This is a genomic window from Niallia yueguangensis (genome assembly GCF_052663115.1).
In genome coordinates this window covers 242,013-259,344 of the sequence record NZ_JBQTCX010000004.1, presented here as the reverse complement: position 1 = coordinate 259,344, position 17,332 = coordinate 242,013, and the positions used below count along the sequence as shown (strand labels likewise).

Annotated in this window: 13 protein-coding genes; 5 read left to right on the top strand and 8 right to left on the bottom strand. The window is 36.6% G+C overall.

The annotated features are described in order from the left end of the window. Window positions 1–803 precede the first annotated feature (803 nt). Both ACTYA4_RS06115 and ku read right to left on the bottom strand, forming a co-directional pair. On the bottom strand, window positions 804–1,457 hold the full coding sequence (locus ACTYA4_RS06115; RefSeq protein WP_443479820.1) for a phosphatase PAP2 family protein: 654 nt from the start codon (window positions 1,455–1,457) through the stop codon (window positions 804–806). Between the two features lie 137 nt (window positions 1,458–1,594). Next, window positions 1,595–2,425 (bottom strand): non-homologous end joining protein Ku, encoded by an 831-nt coding sequence (gene ku / locus ACTYA4_RS06110; protein WP_443479821.1) that lies wholly within the window; start codon window positions 2,423–2,425, stop codon window positions 1,595–1,597. Between the two features lie 136 nt (window positions 2,426–2,561). On the opposite strand from ku, the gene ligD reads away from it, so the two are divergent. Further along, entirely contained in the window at window positions 2,562–3,770 is a 1,209-nt protein-coding gene (ligD, locus tag ACTYA4_RS06105; RefSeq protein ID WP_443479822.1) for a DNA ligase D, read from the top strand. Between the two features lie 210 nt (window positions 3,771–3,980). Here the strand turns inward: ligD and ACTYA4_RS06100 are convergent, their stop codons facing one another. Beyond that, window positions 3,981–5,048, bottom strand: a complete 1,068-nt coding sequence (locus ACTYA4_RS06100) for a PQQ-dependent sugar dehydrogenase (RefSeq protein ID WP_443480159.1) — start codon at window positions 5,046–5,048, stop codon at window positions 3,981–3,983. Between the two features lie 174 nt (window positions 5,049–5,222). Continuing rightward, on the bottom strand, window positions 5,223–6,320 hold the full coding sequence (locus tag ACTYA4_RS06095; RefSeq protein WP_443480160.1) for an MBL fold metallo-hydrolase: 1,098 nt from the start codon (window positions 6,318–6,320) through the stop codon (window positions 5,223–5,225). A 657-nt stretch (window positions 6,321–6,977) separates the two neighbouring features. On the opposite strand from ACTYA4_RS06095, the gene ACTYA4_RS06090 reads away from it, so the two are divergent. Then, window positions 6,978–7,916 (top strand): SDR family oxidoreductase, encoded by a 939-nt coding sequence (locus tag ACTYA4_RS06090; RefSeq protein WP_443479823.1) that lies wholly within the window; start codon window positions 6,978–6,980, stop codon window positions 7,914–7,916. 494 nt (window positions 7,917–8,410) lie between these two features. Here the strand turns inward: ACTYA4_RS06090 and ACTYA4_RS06085 are convergent, their stop codons facing one another. Continuing rightward, window positions 8,411–10,987 carry a GH32 C-terminal domain-containing protein gene (locus ACTYA4_RS06085; protein ID WP_443479824.1) on the bottom strand — a complete coding sequence of 859 codons (2,577 nt, stop codon included), beginning with the start codon at window positions 10,985–10,987 and terminating at the stop codon, window positions 8,411–8,413. A gap of 967 nt (window positions 10,988–11,954) precedes the next feature. On the opposite strand from ACTYA4_RS06085, the gene ACTYA4_RS06080 reads away from it, so the two are divergent. Beyond that, entirely contained in the window at window positions 11,955–12,896 is a 942-nt protein-coding gene (locus ACTYA4_RS06080; RefSeq protein ID WP_443479826.1) for an ATP-dependent DNA ligase, read from the top strand. 352 nt (window positions 12,897–13,248) lie between these two features. Here the strand turns inward: ACTYA4_RS06080 and ACTYA4_RS06075 are convergent, their stop codons facing one another. Then, on the bottom strand, window positions 13,249–14,061 hold the full coding sequence (locus ACTYA4_RS06075; protein WP_443479827.1) for an alpha/beta fold hydrolase: 813 nt from the start codon (window positions 14,059–14,061) through the stop codon (window positions 13,249–13,251). A gap of 409 nt (window positions 14,062–14,470) precedes the next feature. Next, a complete protein-coding gene (locus tag ACTYA4_RS06070) occupies window positions 14,471–14,692 on the bottom strand; it encodes a hypothetical protein (protein ID WP_443479828.1) in 222 nt (73 codons plus the stop codon). Between the two features lie 227 nt (window positions 14,693–14,919). On the opposite strand from ACTYA4_RS06070, the gene ACTYA4_RS06065 reads away from it, so the two are divergent. After that, on the top strand, window positions 14,920–15,651 hold the full coding sequence (locus ACTYA4_RS06065) for an endonuclease/exonuclease/phosphatase family protein (protein ID WP_443479829.1): 732 nt from the start codon (window positions 14,920–14,922) through the stop codon (window positions 15,649–15,651). A 167-nt stretch (window positions 15,652–15,818) separates the two neighbouring features. Continuing rightward, window positions 15,819–16,376 carry a YkoP family protein gene (locus tag ACTYA4_RS06060; RefSeq protein ID WP_443479830.1) on the top strand — a complete coding sequence of 186 codons (558 nt, stop codon included), beginning with the start codon at window positions 15,819–15,821 and terminating at the stop codon, window positions 16,374–16,376. Between the two features lie 31 nt (window positions 16,377–16,407). On the opposite strand, the gene ACTYA4_RS06055 is transcribed toward ACTYA4_RS06060, so the two are convergent. After that, window positions 16,408–17,259 carry a metallophosphoesterase gene (locus tag ACTYA4_RS06055; RefSeq protein ID WP_443479831.1) on the bottom strand — a complete coding sequence of 284 codons (852 nt, stop codon included), beginning with the start codon at window positions 17,257–17,259 and terminating at the stop codon, window positions 16,408–16,410. Window positions 17,260–17,332 lie beyond the last annotated feature (73 nt).

The following is a 17,332-nucleotide window of genomic DNA, read 5'->3' as shown; positions in this document are numbered from 1 at the left end:
TTTTTATTTCCCTTATAAATCTTTATCTCTTCCAAATTCATTATATCCTTAATCTTTTTGGTTCTTTTCGTATAAATTGTTGCTTTTAAACGCGCAGCCTGAATACACATCGCTTTCCGCGGGCGAGCGTCGAGCCTCCTCGTCGCATACGCTCCTGTGGGGTCTCGTCTTTCTCGCATTCCCACAGAAGTCTACGTGTATTCAGTCTGCTAAGAAACGCTTTCTCAAATGTTTTTTTGTAAAACAAAAGAGCACTCTTGATAAAAAAATCTTTATTCTATATCAATTGAAATACTTTGATATAGAATAAAAACAATTTACCTCGAGATACTCTTTTATTTTATGCATATATTTAAGGATATACACTTTTTATGCGTTAATAATAATGTGTATTCCTAAAACAACGAAAGCCCTGCCTCTCTTTCATCTTTACGGTTCCTAGACCGCGCCAGTGTGAATATAGGATTATCATATAGAACGGCAAAAAAACATTTCTGAAATTAATTAAATGGAAGGATTAATCCGCGATTAGAGAAGAATATAGAATGTGTTTTTGAAGATAGGTTGAAGTGTAAATCTAAATTTAGTAATTGTTCCGCGTTATAAAATGAAAAACTTACACGATTTTCTACATATTTCCGTTCAAGCCTCAAATACATACAATTTGCATCATATCTTATTATTAACAAATAGTCAAATGGAATTTTGATTTTGATTTTTGTTCTTTATGTATACTCCTCAAAAAAATAAAATCACTTTTTCTACTTATTAATCAGTATAAAAGTGATTTTTTCTTACCTAAACTATCGATTGCTTCTCTCTTCATAATAACGAAAGCAGATGATGCAAAGAAACAGAAACGCAATGCCTATTGAAAATCCGCCTAATACATCTGTTGGATAATGAACACCTAAATAAATTCTGCTTATCCCAATACACAAAATAATAAAGGCCAAAATTAATACGGCTGCTAATTTCATGTTCGTTGTTTTTACTAAATGAATAATAATATATGCTAAGCTGCCGTAAAATAATAAAGATCCCATCGAGTGACCACTTGGAAAGCTGTAGCTTTGTTCCACTACAAGAGGCAAAATATCAGGACGTTCCCGTTTAAAGTACCATTTTAATCCTTTATTTAATAGCGCTCCAATTCCAGATGTGCCTACCAAAAAAATAGCCAGTGCCCATTTTTTCCTCCAGCATAATATACCAGTAAGCAGCACAATAAAAAAAGTGATCCCTTTTATCGAACCAAAAAAACTGATGACGATCATAATTGTAGTAAAGCTTTCTGTAACATACGATTGAATAATTGCAATTATCCGATGGTCAAAATCAATTACTTCATTGCTTGTAACACCTTTTGCGATAAGAATAAAAATGCGACTGCAAACCAACGCGACTAATAAAAAAAATAGGACGTAATTTATTATTAGTCTTTTTCCTTTATTCATAGATAACCTCCCAAAATATATTGTTGTTCTTAAATGGCAAAACAAACGTTTTTATTTACGATAATAATATTTATTTGAAATAAAATACAAAAAAGCTCCGTGGAAATCCGGTACTTCCACGGATTTGTTGAATCTTATTACGCCTCTTTCACCGCTTTTTTTCTTGTTCTTTTTTTCTTTTCTACTGTTTTGGCTGGTTTCGTCTTGTCAATAGATGCTTGAAGTGCTGCCATCAAATCCATTACATTCGTCGTTTCCACTTTTTCTTTACTAGTAACTATTTCTTTGCCTGTTTTTTTGCTTTCAATCAGCTGTAATAATGCCGAACGATATTCATCGGTGTATTTACTTGGATCAAATGTAGTCGTTAATTGATCGATTAAAAGAATAGCCGTTTCTAGTTCTTTTTTAACAATTTGCCCTTCTGCAGGGACATTTGGCACATCCTCTGCCTTTCTAACTTCATCAGGAAAATGGATAGTCTCCATGACAAGCGTATTTTCATAAACACGGATTACCGCAAGCTGCTCTTTCGAACGAATGATAATTTTTGCAACCCCAACTTTTCCTGATTCTAATAATGCTTGTCTTAATAAAGCATATGCTTTATTACCACCATCTCCTGAAGATATATAGTAACATTTTTCATAATAGATTGGGTCGATTTCTTCCAAATTCACAAAGTCAATAATTTCAACCGCTTTATCCTCGTTTTCTTTCCGAAGTTTTTCTAACTCCTCATCATCCAAAATGATATATTTCCCTTTTGCGTATTCATATGCTTTCACAATCTCCTCAGGAGCGACTTCTTTTTGACAAGCAGAGCATTTTTTTTCGTATTTAATCGGTGCATGACAGTCTTTATGAAGAGTTCTTAATTTTATATCTTTATCTTCTGTTGCTGTATGCAATTTAATAGGAATCGTAACAAGCCCAAAGCTAATATTTCCTTTCCACATTGTATGCATGATATTATCTCCTATCTGTTTTCTAGCTATTTTTAAAGTGGCTTTTCTGTCATGGTTTCATTCAATTAATAATTGGTAATGCATGAAATATAAAGGAGAGAGAAACGATAAGCAAAAGAGAAGGTTTAAAGAAGGAATGAAAAAGATGATTTACTCTGCTAACTTTATTATTGTCAGCTATGATAAAAAAGAAGATTTATTTATTGTCGCTGTTTGTAAAAAAGAAAAAGTAGTTAAAGTTGGTTCCTTTCATAAAGGTATCAAGGATACAGAGAAAAATGCAGTATTAAAAATAATGGAAAATAATAAAATAAAATCCGATTCTCGTTCTTTAACGGTGAAACCTGGTATTTGTGTGGATTTAACATTTAGTGCTTTTCAAAATGGTCAGTTAGTAAATGCTTTTTTTAAACAATTTTTGCTTCCTTTTAATTGGAAGGATTGTACATATGAACAATTGACCCAAATTCTCAAACCAAAAAAAGTGGAAATAACGAACCCTGATAAATTATTGTTTCCGAAAAAAAATACAACGAAACAAGACTATATAAATTACTTAGAAACAATCGCACCCTATTTGCTTCCTTATTTAAAAGATCGATTATTAACGCTGATTCGCTTTCCACATGGGCTTTTTGGCGAATCTTTTTATCAGAAGCAATGCCCAGATTATGCTCCTGCTTTTATTGAAACATGGAAAAAGGATTCGATTGATTATATTGTTTGCAACAATATCGAAACCATAACTTGGCTAGGCAACCAGCTAGCATTTGAATTTCATATTCCCTTTGAGACGATTTACTCAGAAGGAAAACCTTCAGAAATAGTTTTTGATCTCGATCCACCTTCTAAAGAGTATTTTTCGTTGGCAATTGTTGCTGCTAAGCAATTAAAAATAATTTTAGACAACTTGCATTTGCTTTCCTTTCTAAAAATATCAGGAAACAAAGGGATTCAAGTATATATTCCGCTGCAGGAAAAAAACTTTACCTATGAGGAAACGAGAAGATTTACAGAATTTGTAGCTCACTATATGGTTTCCGCTGAACCTGATTTATTTACAATAGAACGGCTTAAAAAAAATCGCGGCAATCGGCTGTATATTGATTATATTCAGCATAGTGCAGGAAAAACGATTATTGCACCGTACTCGCTAAGAGGAAATGAAGATGGCAGTGTTGCCTGCCCTATTTATTGGGAAGAATTAACCGAACAATTAACACCAAATACATTTACGATGGAGTTTGTATTATCACGATTAAACAACAATGAAAATCCATTTGCAGATTATTTTGATGCAAAAAATAAACAGCCTTTTCAAAAGGTATTAGATTTTATAAAGTAACCCTTCCTTATTATCCCTAACGGAGAGCAAACAAAAGCCTGTTATTCCATGTGAAGCTTAGCAAAGAATAACAGGCTTTTTCGTTACTAATAATAATAAATATACTTTGTATGTTTTTGCATTTTGTTGATGTTTACTTATATTTATCAAATACTTTTCAAACGATGGACTTAAACAATACAATCATTCTTTAATAATACTCCATTCATTTTAATTTGATTCTGAAAGTGGAATTCTGTACAGCTTATCGTCATTCTCCCGAGGAGTACCACGCCCGTCTGTATTATTGCTAATGAAATAAAGGGAGTTATCTTCAATTAGCACATCCCGAATTCTGCCAAGCCCAGTTATTACTTCTCGATGTTTACCTGTATCAAGGTCAAATTCTAAAACTGCAGATCCTCTAAGTGCTGCAACGTACAATTTGCCATCATAATAGTCCATGCCAGATGGTGCCCAAGTGGCTTCATCTCCTGAAGTGAATAGCGGTGAAACCATTCCTTCTTGTTCCTCATAGCCTTCAATAATTGGCCAGCCATAATTTTGACCGGCTTCTATTTTGTTGACCTCATCATTCGCATCGTTGCCGTGGTCACTTGCATATAGAGTACCATTAGAGGACCAGGCAATTCCTTGAGGATTTCGGTGTCCATAACTATACATGTAGGAATTTGGATATGGATTATCACTTGGTATAGATCCATCCAGATTCATTCTTAAAATTTTTCCACCTAATGACTGTAGATCTTGTGCTATATCCGATTCAGTTGCATCTCCAGTTGTTGCATAAAGTTTTCCATCAGATCCAATTTTAAGCCTCCCTCCATGATGGACGGGACCACTTGGGATTTTATCGAGAAGCAAACTCTCTTCTCTCCAAACGTTATCTTCCAAACGGAGTGTTATTATACGATTAAATTGTCCGGAGCTGTCTTCATATGTATAATAAGCATATGCTAAATTCGATTCCGGAAAGTCGGGAGCGAGCACAAACCCTAATAACCCTGCCTCTGCAGCTGTCGCAAGTTCTTTCTCGAGTTCAACGCCTTGCCGTTCTATTTCTCCCTTTTCTATTTTTACGATGTTTCCTGGTCTCTCTGTCAAATAGAATGTATCTTCAAGTTTTTCAATAGACCAAGGAACCTCAAGGTTTTCCGCAATCACTTCTTGTTCTCTAATAGACACGACTGCCTCTTCAGATTCTTCATTTTTCTGCTCATTTGAAGAGTTTTGCTGTTCATTTACAGAACAACCAGCAATTAGAAATATTGCAAACATAGATACGACTAAGACTCTTTTCAACTCCAATCACCTCTATCATTTTAGAATTAATTTTTTCTCGAGCTACGAAATTAACGCCATCCTCTTGTAAAGACTTGGTCACCTTGTTAAAAGACCCTGTTTTTTAGTCGGAGAGCGTCCAGTAACTAATAATTTGTGTGGTTTTCCAACTTATTTTTCCCACCATAAAGTAATAGGAATGGATAACTCTCCATTTAATGGAACAGTTTCACCAATTTTAGGAGCGAATAAATTCACACCTTTTTTCTTTGCCTCTATTAATGCTCGTTCTATAGGTTCTGTCCAACTATGATACGCAAGGGTAAATGCTCCCCAATGAATTAACATCATATTCTTCCCTTTTACATCTAAATGAGCCTGTACAGATTCTTCTGGTTTCATATGGACCCAAGACCATCGTCTATCATATTGACCGCCTTCAATTAAAGCGATATCAAAAGGTCCATATTTTTCACCGATTTCCTTAAAATGTGCATCATAACCTCCATCTCCGCTCGTATAAAAACGGGTATGTTTTCCAAGAATAACCCAACCACCCCATAGAGTCGTATCTCGATTAAAAAGACCTCTACCAGAGAAGTGTTTGGATGGAGTCAATGCAACGGTTAAACCTTGGAACTTGGTTTCATCCCACCAATTAAGTTCTGTAATTTTTTCTTTTGCAACTCCCCAACGGATCAAGTGAGCACTTACACCGTAAGGAACGAAAAAATGCCCTACCTTGTCCTTCAGCTTTCGTATGGATGGATAATCCAAATGATCGTAATGATCATGGGTAATAAAGACAGCATCAATAGGCGGCATTTCATCAATAATATCCAACATATCTTCACTGTAGCGTTTGCTTCCTGCAAAAGAAACTGGAGAAGCAATTGGACCTAGCATAGGGTCTACGAGTATCTTTTTATTATCAATACTAAGTAAAAAAGCAGAATGCCCAAACCAAGTTAAACTATCTTCTTCACTTTTAATTTTGTTCCAATCAATCTCGGAAACAGGAATTTGGCCGGCAGGATTTCGATCTTTACTCCCTGAAATAGATTCCTTAAACATGGAGAAGTAATCAGATGCACTCAAGTCCATCTTTGTTGGCACTTGATTAACAAATTTCCCGTTAACATAATTATCAAACTTCTCATATTTCTCTTTTTGTTCATTACTTGGGTTTCCTCCGAATACTGGATGTAAGTTTAAATACAATAAAATGACAGTACATAATACAACTAAAAAAACGAATAAATAAATCATTATTTTTTTCATAATTCCTTCCCTTTTTTTGCTATTTATTTAATTTTCTTTCGAAAACATTTCTTTTGCAACTATAATGCCTTCAACCAGCATTAAAAGAAATAAACAAACTACATTTAATAAAAACACATCAACATAAAGGTAAAACAGCCCTTGTTTTTATTAATCAAACGAGGGCTGTTTATGTCTACTAAAAACAACATTTGCGATCTAAAAAAGTCATTTTTTAATGTACAAAAAATCGACTTTTTTAGGTTTAAATTCGCTTAGCATAAAAAATATCCGAAATGTTGGCGTTACTCCTTTTAAGTACGACTAGATAACAGGATAATACTGTTCATACCGTGGATTACAATAATATGGGGGTCTAGGTCCTATTTTGGGCATTTGATAAATATAAGGGTTGGAATCATATAGCACCTCCACTTTTTCATCAGAATGAGCTACTAACAATAACTTTACTTCAGGATTATAATATTGTATAGAAATAACCTCCTTGAAACGATTCTTTTATACTCACCTTATTCAATTTTCTATGGTATTGAGCCCGTACCAGCAATAATGGTTATACATCTAGGCAGTTAAATAATACCCTGCACTTTATTAGCCTATATTACATAAAGTAACTGGAAAATGGTTATTTAGGGGAGGACAACTATGTCACAAGATGACTACAAAAATCATAAAAGCGGAAATGAAAAAGGTTATCCAATGTATCCTAATTATGGAAAAATAACACGCTACGAAGATGTTCCGATCACTGTTCCAGAACAACGTCAGTTTCGCCAGCCAGGTGTAGAAAAGTTAATGGTTCCAAGACCAATTATTGAAAATCCGAATTATAAAGGAAGCGGAAAATTAGCAGGCAAGGTTGCACTTATCACTGGTGGTGATAGCGGAATGGGTGCAGCAGCAGCCATCGCTTTTGCTAAAGAAGGTGCGGATGTTACCATTGCTTATCTAGATGAGCATGAAGATGCGAATCGTACGAAGACAAGAATTGAAGAACTCGGACAACGCTGTTTATTATTGCCAGGAGACTTAAGAGAAAAACAGCAGTGCATCGACATCGTGGAAAAAACTATCCAAACATTTGGGCAGCTAGACGTTCTTTGTAACCATGTTGGTATCCAGTTTCAGCAATTGAGCTTACTTGACATTACTGATGAGCAGTTCGATGATACTTTTAAGGTGAACATCTACTCTCATTTCTACACCACTCGTGCAGCACTTCCATACTTAAAAGCTGGAGGCTCCATAATTAATACTTCCTCTGTTGTAACATATGTTGGATATGAGCAATTGATTGATTATACAGCTACTAAAGGAGCTAATATTGGTTTTACACGTGCATTAGCGAATAATTTAGTAGATAAGGGCATCCGGGTAAACGCCATTGCTCCTGGCAGGATATGGACTCCCCTCATCCCAGCAAGCTTCTCTGCAGACGAAGTTACACTAGTGGATAATCCAATGCAGCGTCAAGGTCAGCCTTTTGAAGTTGCCCCTACCTTTGTATACCTCGCGTCCGATGATTCACGTTTTGTGACCGGGCAAACGCTTCATGTTAATGGAGGGCAATGGATGTCATCTTAACTAATACACACAAAGCCCTTAGATTAATTCCCCCTCAAACTTAATGGTATTGAAGTGTTAATTTGGTCCTTAATGGCTACCAATGTTGTTTGTTTAATATCCGGATTTTAATTAGACAAAGTATAAATAACAATCTCTTAATAAGGGGCTTTCAGAAGTCGATTTTTCAACTTCTGAAAGCCCCTTTTCATATTCGAGAATGTTGCTATATCACCATCTTAAATTTTAAATTTTATTGATTTTGTCCTATTTCTGACAGCCCATTTCACTTGGATACACGTTTTTGCCTATGCAAAAACACCTCCGATTTCAGTATTTATTACAATGTACCATTTTGGAAGGTGCTTTATTGTGCATCATTATTTAAAATTAGCCCATCAACTCTCTGAAGAATACACAGCATAAATCCCCCCATGCTTTCAAAAAGCAGAGTATGAGGGCTGCTATGGACCTTCATTCGAGATCTCAATTGAAACAAAGCTCATCCATTTGACTTAGTTATCAATATTCTTATGGAACCAGACAGAGGACATTGCCGAAACCTCGAGGTTATCAACCACAGCTTCTCCCCCTGTGGAGAACAGCTGAATACCATCACTGGTAGCGCTAGGGAAAATCTGGTCGGTTATGGCTACTCGGCCGCCATCGGCGAAAATTTCCACTGAGGACCAGTCCACATAGATCTGCAGTGATACCTTGCCATCGCGGACGGGTACCGCTACGCGTTTCACACTAGGAAAAGATGAGTTAAAATTGACTTGTCCCGATTGTGTTCTGTCAAGGTAGAGTTGTTCACCTGCAACATCGTACCCGATCACAGTTCGTTCACCATTTCCGGTTCGGACATTCACCCCAAAGCTTTTGGCCGTGTTAGGCTTGAACGTGACATCCAAGCGGTATGCTTTGCCCGAGGCTTTAGAGCCGAGATTGGTTTCGCCCTCAGCAAGAGTTGCGTGTCTAAGCTTGTATTTCGCCTCTCGTGCCAAATGCGCAGCAGATTGTATAGGTGACTGAACGATCTGAGGCGTACCGTCAATGGTTTGTAGCTTCAGTTCTCGTGGAAGAGACTGCACCCCCCGCCAAGGCGAAGTTGGGATATCATTAGCATAGTTCCAATTGTTCATCCATCCAATCATAATCCGCCGATCTTTTGGTGCATCATTGTAGGTAACCGCCGCATAAAAGTCCTGTCCATGGTCAATCCAACGAGCCCGCTGTAGAGCGTTGGTGGCAGGAGCAGCGGCCAGGGTGAACTGGTCAGCCAGTACGTGTCCCCATCCCCCTGTGTTTCGGTCAACTATTTGAATCTGAGCCTGTTTCCCCTGCAGATCGCGCAAATCCCAGGACGTCCAGTCTAACGCAGCGCTGTCGTTTCCAGTTGCGGTACGCACAACCTGACCGTTCACCAAAAGATTTACAGCGGTTTCCATAGCCCATGGTTTAGCCTTCACATCGGAAAAGACGATGTTATCGATCATGAGATGACCCCAACCGGTGCTTCCATCGTTTTGATCAATGATCTGTAATGTCGCCTGCTTACCGCGATACTTCGAAACATCGAAGACCGACCAGTCCAAATTTGCACTATTATTACCGGTAGCGCTGGCAACAACATTGCCATCGATAACAAGGTTGAGAACCGTAGGATGACCCGTTGAGGCAGGATGATCTCCTCCGGCAATAAGGAAATTAATGAAATCAGAGCCAATGATGAACGTCGGGGACGTCACGGTACCTTCTGCTCTATCACAACTGGCGGTTTGACACGTGTCCAAAACCTGATTTCCCAACTGACCACTCAAATTTTCCCTGGTCGGTACGATTCCAGCGAAATCACCAGTCCCAGTCCAGCTGAACAGGCTGGATTCTTCAAAGTCTTCCAAGACCTGTCCGGGAGGCGGGGCGGTCGAAGCACCATCTACATAAGGATGGTTACCGCCTGCAATAAGAAAATTTAGATAATTTTGATTGATCGTAAATTCCGGCGATATTAGGCTTCCTACCTCGCTGTCGCTGCCATGGAAGCTATCTACAAACCCGTGTCCGAGGTATCCTATCGGACCAAGATCGTCCTTGACTGGACCTGTGCCGAAAGCCGTTCCTGTTGTCGTCCATAAACCGTAGTCTGGACCCTCAAAATCGTTGAGAATGGTACCGGTTGGCGGAGTATACACCGGTTCATCATCAGTGAATCTGGTTCCGTTGAAGTTCCCGATAAAATACTCGGCTTTTCCAGCGACATTGACCGTCATTACCCATTTCATGTTGTTTTTGTTGCCGTCCAATGCCATGGGAAATAGGTCTGGGCACTCCCAGACAGAGCTAGTGACTCCCGCAGGACCGAACTCGCTAAGCAATGACCAGCTTTTTAAGTTCGGTGAGGAGTAAATAGCCACCTTATGCTGATCCGACAAGGCTACTACCATTCGCCAGCTTTTTGTCGGTTCGTACCAAAAGACTTTGGGATCTCGAAAATTGTGAGATCCGATGTCAAGCACCGGATTTCCGGCGTACTTCGTCCACGTGGTACCGCCGTCGGTGCTGTAGGACAAGGCTTGCTGCTGAAGTCCACTATCCTTCACAGCACGAGTATAAACGGCGACCAGCGGAGGATTCTCGGATGTTCCTAGCCCGCTTGAATTGGTCTTATCAAATACAACACCACCCGACCAAACTTCCTCATTGGCATCTACTGGAATAGCAACAGGAAGTTCCCTCCAATGCATAAGATCCTTGCTCACAGCATGACCCCACGAAGCATGCCCTCCCGTCATCCCATACTTGTTATATTGATAGAACAGGTGATATTCGCCTTTATAATAAATTAATCCATTAGGATCATTCATCCAGTTTTTGGCCGGCGAATAGTGAAACTGAGGCCGATAGGATTCCTGATAGGTGTCCTGATCTCCCGGGACGTGCCCGGAACCTGTGGATATTCCAACAGCGTACGTTCCGAATGGATAACCAACTGTTAGGCCGGTCAGAGCAGCCAATCCGACTGCCGCCCTAAGCAGGTGACGCTTACGGGACGACATTTTTAAAGATATCAATGTTTTAAATGAAACCACGATAGCACCTCCAAACATGTGATAAAAAGCGTTAATTGATACTTTCTTTCGTACATTCAGTAGATTTTATTTGGGATTGTTCCTCCAGTTGACACTGGTAATATTTGTAATTTTATACAGCGTCCATGTAACCAATAACGACAACTCTAAAGACAATAAACCAGATGAAATGTTATATCAAACACATTTTGTTTAGTTTGAACATTCACTTTTCTAACATAATATTTAACTCTCGAAACAATGCTTGGGATATGAATATGAGTCTACTTGAACAAAGGTTATCTACCATATATGCAGAAACTGCGTTATACAATGTCCCTCCAAATATATCCACTAAAAAAGGAATCCCTCTTTATCTTCAGGTATGTCCTTTGGCATCTGTTTAGATTTTCTTGAAGTGTTTGTTTGTCTTTTCCTATTAAGAAAGGCACTGTCATCAGGTTGACTTCGCCAAATCCCATTCCTGCAGATCCTTTTAATACTGCATCAACCCCCCATAGTCACTATTAGTCACTGAAATCATATGTGTTGCTCCCCTCTTTTAATGTCTTGCACTAATTAACAATGCAAGTTACATGCCACAAAAGAGTATTAAGCGCTTTCATTATTTTTTAACTCTTTGTTTTTATGTTTTAATACACATTTATCTGAAAATTTTTTCTTTTAATACGCATTTATCTGAAAACTGTTATTCACTGTTATTCTTTGATACACATTTATCTATAAAAGCAAACCTGTATTAAAAAACGTATCCTTTTAATAAAGGTTTACTTTTGACTCCTTCGTTTTGTAAACGACCAATGGGTTTCACTACCAACCGTGGGACTTTTCTTCACTTAATGAATCAACAAGCAAATCAAAACTCTTAAAAAATACTCTGAAAAATCCATTTATAATATCTGTATCCTAAGACCCTAATATTTTTCATATATTATGTTCAAACTATGGAAAAAATAGAGGTGAATTTATGAATTTAGAGCCTATCATTCCATTTGAGCCAGTAAGTACAGACCAAATTCCAGAAGGTGACCAATGGATTGCCCAAGTTAAGTGGGATGGCGTCCGGATACTTACATACTATGATGGAAATACTGTACGCTTATTCAACAGAAAATTAAATGAACGTAGTTTTCATTACCCAGAAATATCGAGCATTAAGACTTTTTGTAAGTCGCAATCAGTTATTTTGGATGGGGAAGTTATTGCATTGGGGGAAGACAGAAAGCCTTCTTTTCACGAGGTAATGCGCCGGGACGGAATTCGAAGGTTAGAACGAGTTAATGAATTGAAAGAACAAGTACCTATTTCATATATGATTTTTGATGTTATTTATTGTAATAATGAGTGGAAAAATAAACTTCCTTTGAAAGACAGGGTTTCTTTACTTGAGCAAATAATTGTCCCGAATGAGCATATCCAAGTTGTGCCTTCTTATCCTGATGGTGATGCTTTATTTGAAGCTATAAAACAGCAAGATATGGAAGGAATAATCGTAAAAAACCTTGACAGCCAGTATCTTATCAATGGTAAAGATAGCCGATGGAAAAAAGTGAAGAATTATAAAGATTTAATAGCAGTCGTAGGCGGTGTAACTTTACGGAGTGGCATTGTAAATTCTCTTTTGCTTGGCTTATACGATAAAAAAGGAGCATTTTTATACATTGGACATGTTGGGACTGGAAAATTAAAAAAGTCAGAATGGAGAGAATTGACTGAAAAAATAAAACCAATTTTAGTTAACCAACGTCCATTTATTAATAAACCTGAAAGGTTAAAAGATGCAATATGGATCAAACCTCAAATTACAGTGAAGGTTCAATTTATGGAATGGACCAAAGGACATACACTTAGGCAGCCGTCTATACAAGCTTTTGTTGATACTCCACAAGACAAATGTACTCTTACATAAGTGGAAAGTTAATATTTTACAGTTTATAACAGGAGATTTCATCCCTTCTCCAACAGGATTTAGTAAGTTTTTAAAAAACTTACTAAATCCATATGAAGTTTATACCAAAATTGCTTTCCCAATACACTTGTTTCTTTTTTAATAATTATGTAGTCATTATAATCATAAAGTTTGAACAAAAAACGATATCTGAAGTCCTTCAAAAAACAATAAAGAGCTTCCTTTTCTATTCTGTATTTTTGAACGTATTACTATTTTTCATTGTTAACAAGCACACCAAAAACCCGCTCCTGTATAAGTAACGGGTTGATTACAAATTCCTAACATTTTCTTTTGCAAGATTTCTCCTCCGTTATCCAATAAACTTTGCCAATTCATTATTAAATTTATCCCGCTCCTCCCAAAACAACCCGTGGCCGCTATATTTAAAAGGTACAAGCTTAGCATTTTTTATCCCTTGTTTTTGCGCCTCGGCCAGCGGAAAATGACATACTTTGTCATGAATTCCGTGCAGAATAAGGGTTGGAACGTGAATTTTCCCCATATCTTGAAATAGGCTTTCTTCATGTAGCCAAGTATTTGCAACCATAGCGGTGGACCAGCTTGCGGCTTGTAGTCCCAATTGAAAAAACCAATTTGAAAAAGGCTCTGTTACATGTTGAAAGAAAAACATATTACCAAATCCTTGCAGCATATTTGGACGGTCATTATAAGTCCCCTGTATGATTTGTTTTACATCCTCAGTTTTTTGACCATAAGGAAAATAAGGCCGTTGAATAAGACTAGGTGCAGCAGCTGCAAGTAGAGCTAGCTTTGAAACCCCATGTCCATGGTGCCGAGCCACATATCGAATGGCAACAGCTCCCCCTGTGGAATGACCGGCCAGCGTAATATTTCGCAACTTCAAAGCGTCTATAACACTTCGAACATCATCAGCCAAACGATCATAGTCATATCCTTTCCAAGGTTTATCTGACTGGCCAAATCCCCTAAGATCCATTCCGATACAACGATAACCCATTTGAGGAAGTTGATTAAATTGATATTCAAACATCTTATGATTTGCAGGCCAACCATGAATAAAAAAGATCGTTTTCTCATTTATCGGATTTATATCTTCTACATAAATGTTAACATCCGGCTCTACCCTAACATAGTACCCCAAGCCAATCCCCCCAATAAATAAAAGTCTTCTGATAGAGACTATATTCAAAAGGACCTATTCTTTTAACCAAAACCATCAAAACTATTGAAATATTTTTTAAGTATAATTATTTAGAGACAACTCACTTATTTTCATGTAACAAAGTGATAACCCATCCCTAAAGTGGAGCACACGGAAATTTTTAGGAATAAGTTTTAAAAGTAAACAAGGAATGCGACCGAAATCAGCATTTTTTCACTTAATAATAAAAAGAAAGTGTAAAGGATCTAAACTATTCTTAAATTTTACAAGGCAGAATGTTTAGTAATAAAAATGAAATGGACGATGCTTTCGGCCATACTATCGGTATCTCTAAATATTAATAATAAATCCCTGCAACATATGAGTCACAGGGATAAATGCAGCACCTTTATTCAGATTTTTGGGCTATAAAAAAAGCACTTTGAACCTGACTAACTGCTGTTTGGGCTTGTGCAATTTCAGTAGCAGCTTGTTTGATTGCTTCTTGAGCTAAAGTTGGATCAGATGAAGACTTTTCAATCGCTTGATTTAGTAAATTTTGAGTAAGAGTTACATTCGCCTTTGCTTGATTTAATTGGTTTACATCAATTTGTTGATTATTTTGGGTCATTAGTATTCTCTCCTTTAATCTTTGAATTAAATTACTTCTATATAATTACCTAACTCGTTTCGTTTATTATTAAAATAATCTTCCAAGAATAACAACTTCTTTTTTGGCTATATACTACATGTTTTTTGCTTTGGGTGGGGATAGTTAAAGTATAAATTTATTATTCTTGCGGTTCTTAGTAACAAAAGTATGTAAATAAACTTAGCATAATAGAGGAGGATAAAATAGTGGAAATCAGAGTCATGACGTTTAACATTCATCACGGCAAAGGAATGGATAAACAATTAAATCTTAACAGAATAGCTGAAGTAATTGAAAATAGTGAGGCTGATATTATTGGCCTTAACGAGGTGGATAAACATTTTTCTAAGCGAAGTCTTTATCAAGATCAGATTAGTTGGCTTGCAAAACAATTAAAATTAGAGTACGCTTTCAGTCCTTCTCTCTCAGTAAAACATAAAAATTCAACACCAGAACGGCAATATGGAAATGCTCTTTTGTCACGATATCCAATCGTAGCAAAAAAGAGCCATTCTTTTCATTTGATATCTGGACTAACTGAAGGAAGATCATTGCTTGATGCAACCATTCAAATAAACAAAAAGTTATATCGAATCATGGTTACTCATTTAAGCCTCAACCCTTATCTCCATAGAAAGCAAACAAATTATATCTTAAATCAGTTTCATGAGTCTCCATATCCCGTTATTATCATGGGAGATTGGAATATGAAACCTGGATCCAGACAATGGAGGAAATTAACTAACAAGGTTCAAGATGCTTGGCAGATTGCAGGAATTGGGCCAGGCTATACTTATCCATCGATTCGCCCAAGGGCTAGATTGGATTACATATTTGTCAGTTCCGAACTACAGGTTGTTGAAGCAGAAGTGATCATAAAAGAAACAACAGCTTCTGATCATTTACCGTTAAAAGCAACCATATCTTGTTGTCGATAGGTAATTAATCGTCCGATGTTGAAGGTCAGCTAAAGGTATTTAGTAATTTCCCCTCCCCCCTCCTTTCTAGTAAGTTTTAACAATCACATAAATCATTACCATAAATAATTCCTTACTAAAATTTTAATACTATAGATAGTAATTGAATTTGAAAAGGAGAAAAAAGAATGAGGGGTTATCTGTTGTCCATTTGGAGTATTTTAGATCCCATTTACTATAAATGCAGTCGTCTTACTTATCTCCCAAAAACAGGATCTGACAGAAATATTTTTCGTGTTCGACTTACAAAATACAAAGGAAAAAACATTATATTATCAGATGGTACTAATATAAAAAAAAATGATCTATTAATCAAAATCCATCTGCATAATGTAAAACTTTTGAAGGAGTTAAAAAATACAAAAAGTGAATTAAAAAAAGCAAAGATTATTTTTCGCTCTGTTCAACATTCATTGCCAGGAATAGAGCTTTATATCCGTAACCATAAAAAATCACAACAAATAAAAGGAATTATTGGCATCACAAACCTAAATAAAAGCTGTGATAGATTAGGGTTTGAAGTCGTTCATTTTACTAATCGAATCTATAAATGGTTTAAATGGACAAGCTCTTTACCAATCACATTACTTTCACGAAACAGCCCTTTCAAGAACAATATTTTTAAGTATCAGCCAAGTTATTTACTCATGTCCAAACATAAACTATCAAGTTTGTATCGAAAATAAAGGTGGCTTGTTAACCACCTTTTAGTTCAAATTAGATTGCATTCGCTTCGTCTTTTTCTATAGCTGCTAATGACAGTTCATGCAATGTTATTTCCGGTCTGCTACCGACACGGATATTAACACCTGTTTGTCCAAGACCTTCATTAATATAATATGGTTTACCATCTTGTACATGAAGACCTTTCACAATATTCATTCTAGCTAGCTTGCCCATTTTTACAAGGTGATAGGCTTTCGGATAGCAAATTTGTCCGCCATGAAAATGACCTGATAACAAGTAGTCAAAATGATATTTTTTCATATGAAGAACAATGTTTGGATCATGTGTTAATACTAAATTTGTCCCAAACTTGATATTCTTGTATGAAGCTGGTAAATCACTGCGCTTAGTACTAAAGTCATCAATACCAATAATATTTAACAGTTTCCCCTTGACGATAATCGTTTCATTCTCATTATTCATTACCTTACAATTGTGCTGTTCAAGTGTTTCAATTAATAGTTGAAGGTTATTATTACGTAAAACATAATCATGATTGCCAAGAACTGCATAAATGCCATATTGTGCATTTAATTTATTCAAAACTTTTAAATAAGGAACTAGTTTAGGTATCGACCGTTTGCGGTCAAGGAAGTCTCCTGTAAGTGCAATTAAGTCGATTGGTTCATTTTTTAATTTTTCATAAAGCTGATCTGGAGTGATGGAGATATTTTCAAGATGTAAATCAGATAATTGGAGAATCTTTAAAGTCGGTGCATTTTTGATGGACTGTACGGAATCTATTTTAATTTTATTAAGAACGACATCATGTGTATTTTTATAGGCTTTTTTAAAAAGATAAAATAAAACGACAATGATTGCTGTCAATATAATCAATTTCATAAACATCACCCTTTCTAAGCTTTCATTATAAATGATATAAGCTGCAATTTGTTTCGGGAATTGATGGAAACAA

Bases quoted from the DNA above. Each gene is read 5' to 3' on its own strand.
- ACTYA4_RS06090 (WP_443479823.1), top strand. From the start codon at position 6,978: ATGTCACAAGATGACTACAAAAATCATAAAAGCGGAAATGAAAAAGGT.
- ACTYA4_RS06060 (WP_443479830.1), top strand. From the start codon at position 15,819: ATGAGGGGTTATCTGTTGTCCATTTGGAGTATTTTAGATCCCATTTAC.
- ACTYA4_RS06080 (WP_443479826.1), top strand. From the start codon at position 11,955: ATGAATTTAGAGCCTATCATTCCATTTGAGCCAGTAAGTACAGACCAA.
- ACTYA4_RS06100 (WP_443480159.1), bottom strand. From the start codon at position 5,048: ATGTTTGCAATATTTCTAATTGCTGGTTGTTCTGTAAATGAACAGCAA.
- ACTYA4_RS06115 (WP_443479820.1), bottom strand. From the start codon at position 1,457: ATGAATAAAGGAAAAAGACTAATAATAAATTACGTCCTATTTTTTTTA.
- ligD (WP_443479822.1), top strand. From the start codon at position 2,562: ATGAAAAAGATGATTTACTCTGCTAACTTTATTATTGTCAGCTATGAT.
- ku (WP_443479821.1), bottom strand. From the start codon at position 2,425: ATGCATACAATGTGGAAAGGAAATATTAGCTTTGGGCTTGTTACGATT.
- ACTYA4_RS06055 (WP_443479831.1), bottom strand. From the start codon at position 17,259: ATGAAATTGATTATATTGACAGCAATCATTGTCGTTTTATTTTATCTT.
- ACTYA4_RS06070 (WP_443479828.1), bottom strand. From the start codon at position 14,692: ATGACCCAAAATAATCAACAAATTGATGTAAACCAATTAAATCAAGCA.
- ACTYA4_RS06095 (WP_443480160.1), bottom strand. From the start codon at position 6,320: ATGATTTATTTATTCGTTTTTTTAGTTGTATTATGTACTGTCATTTTA.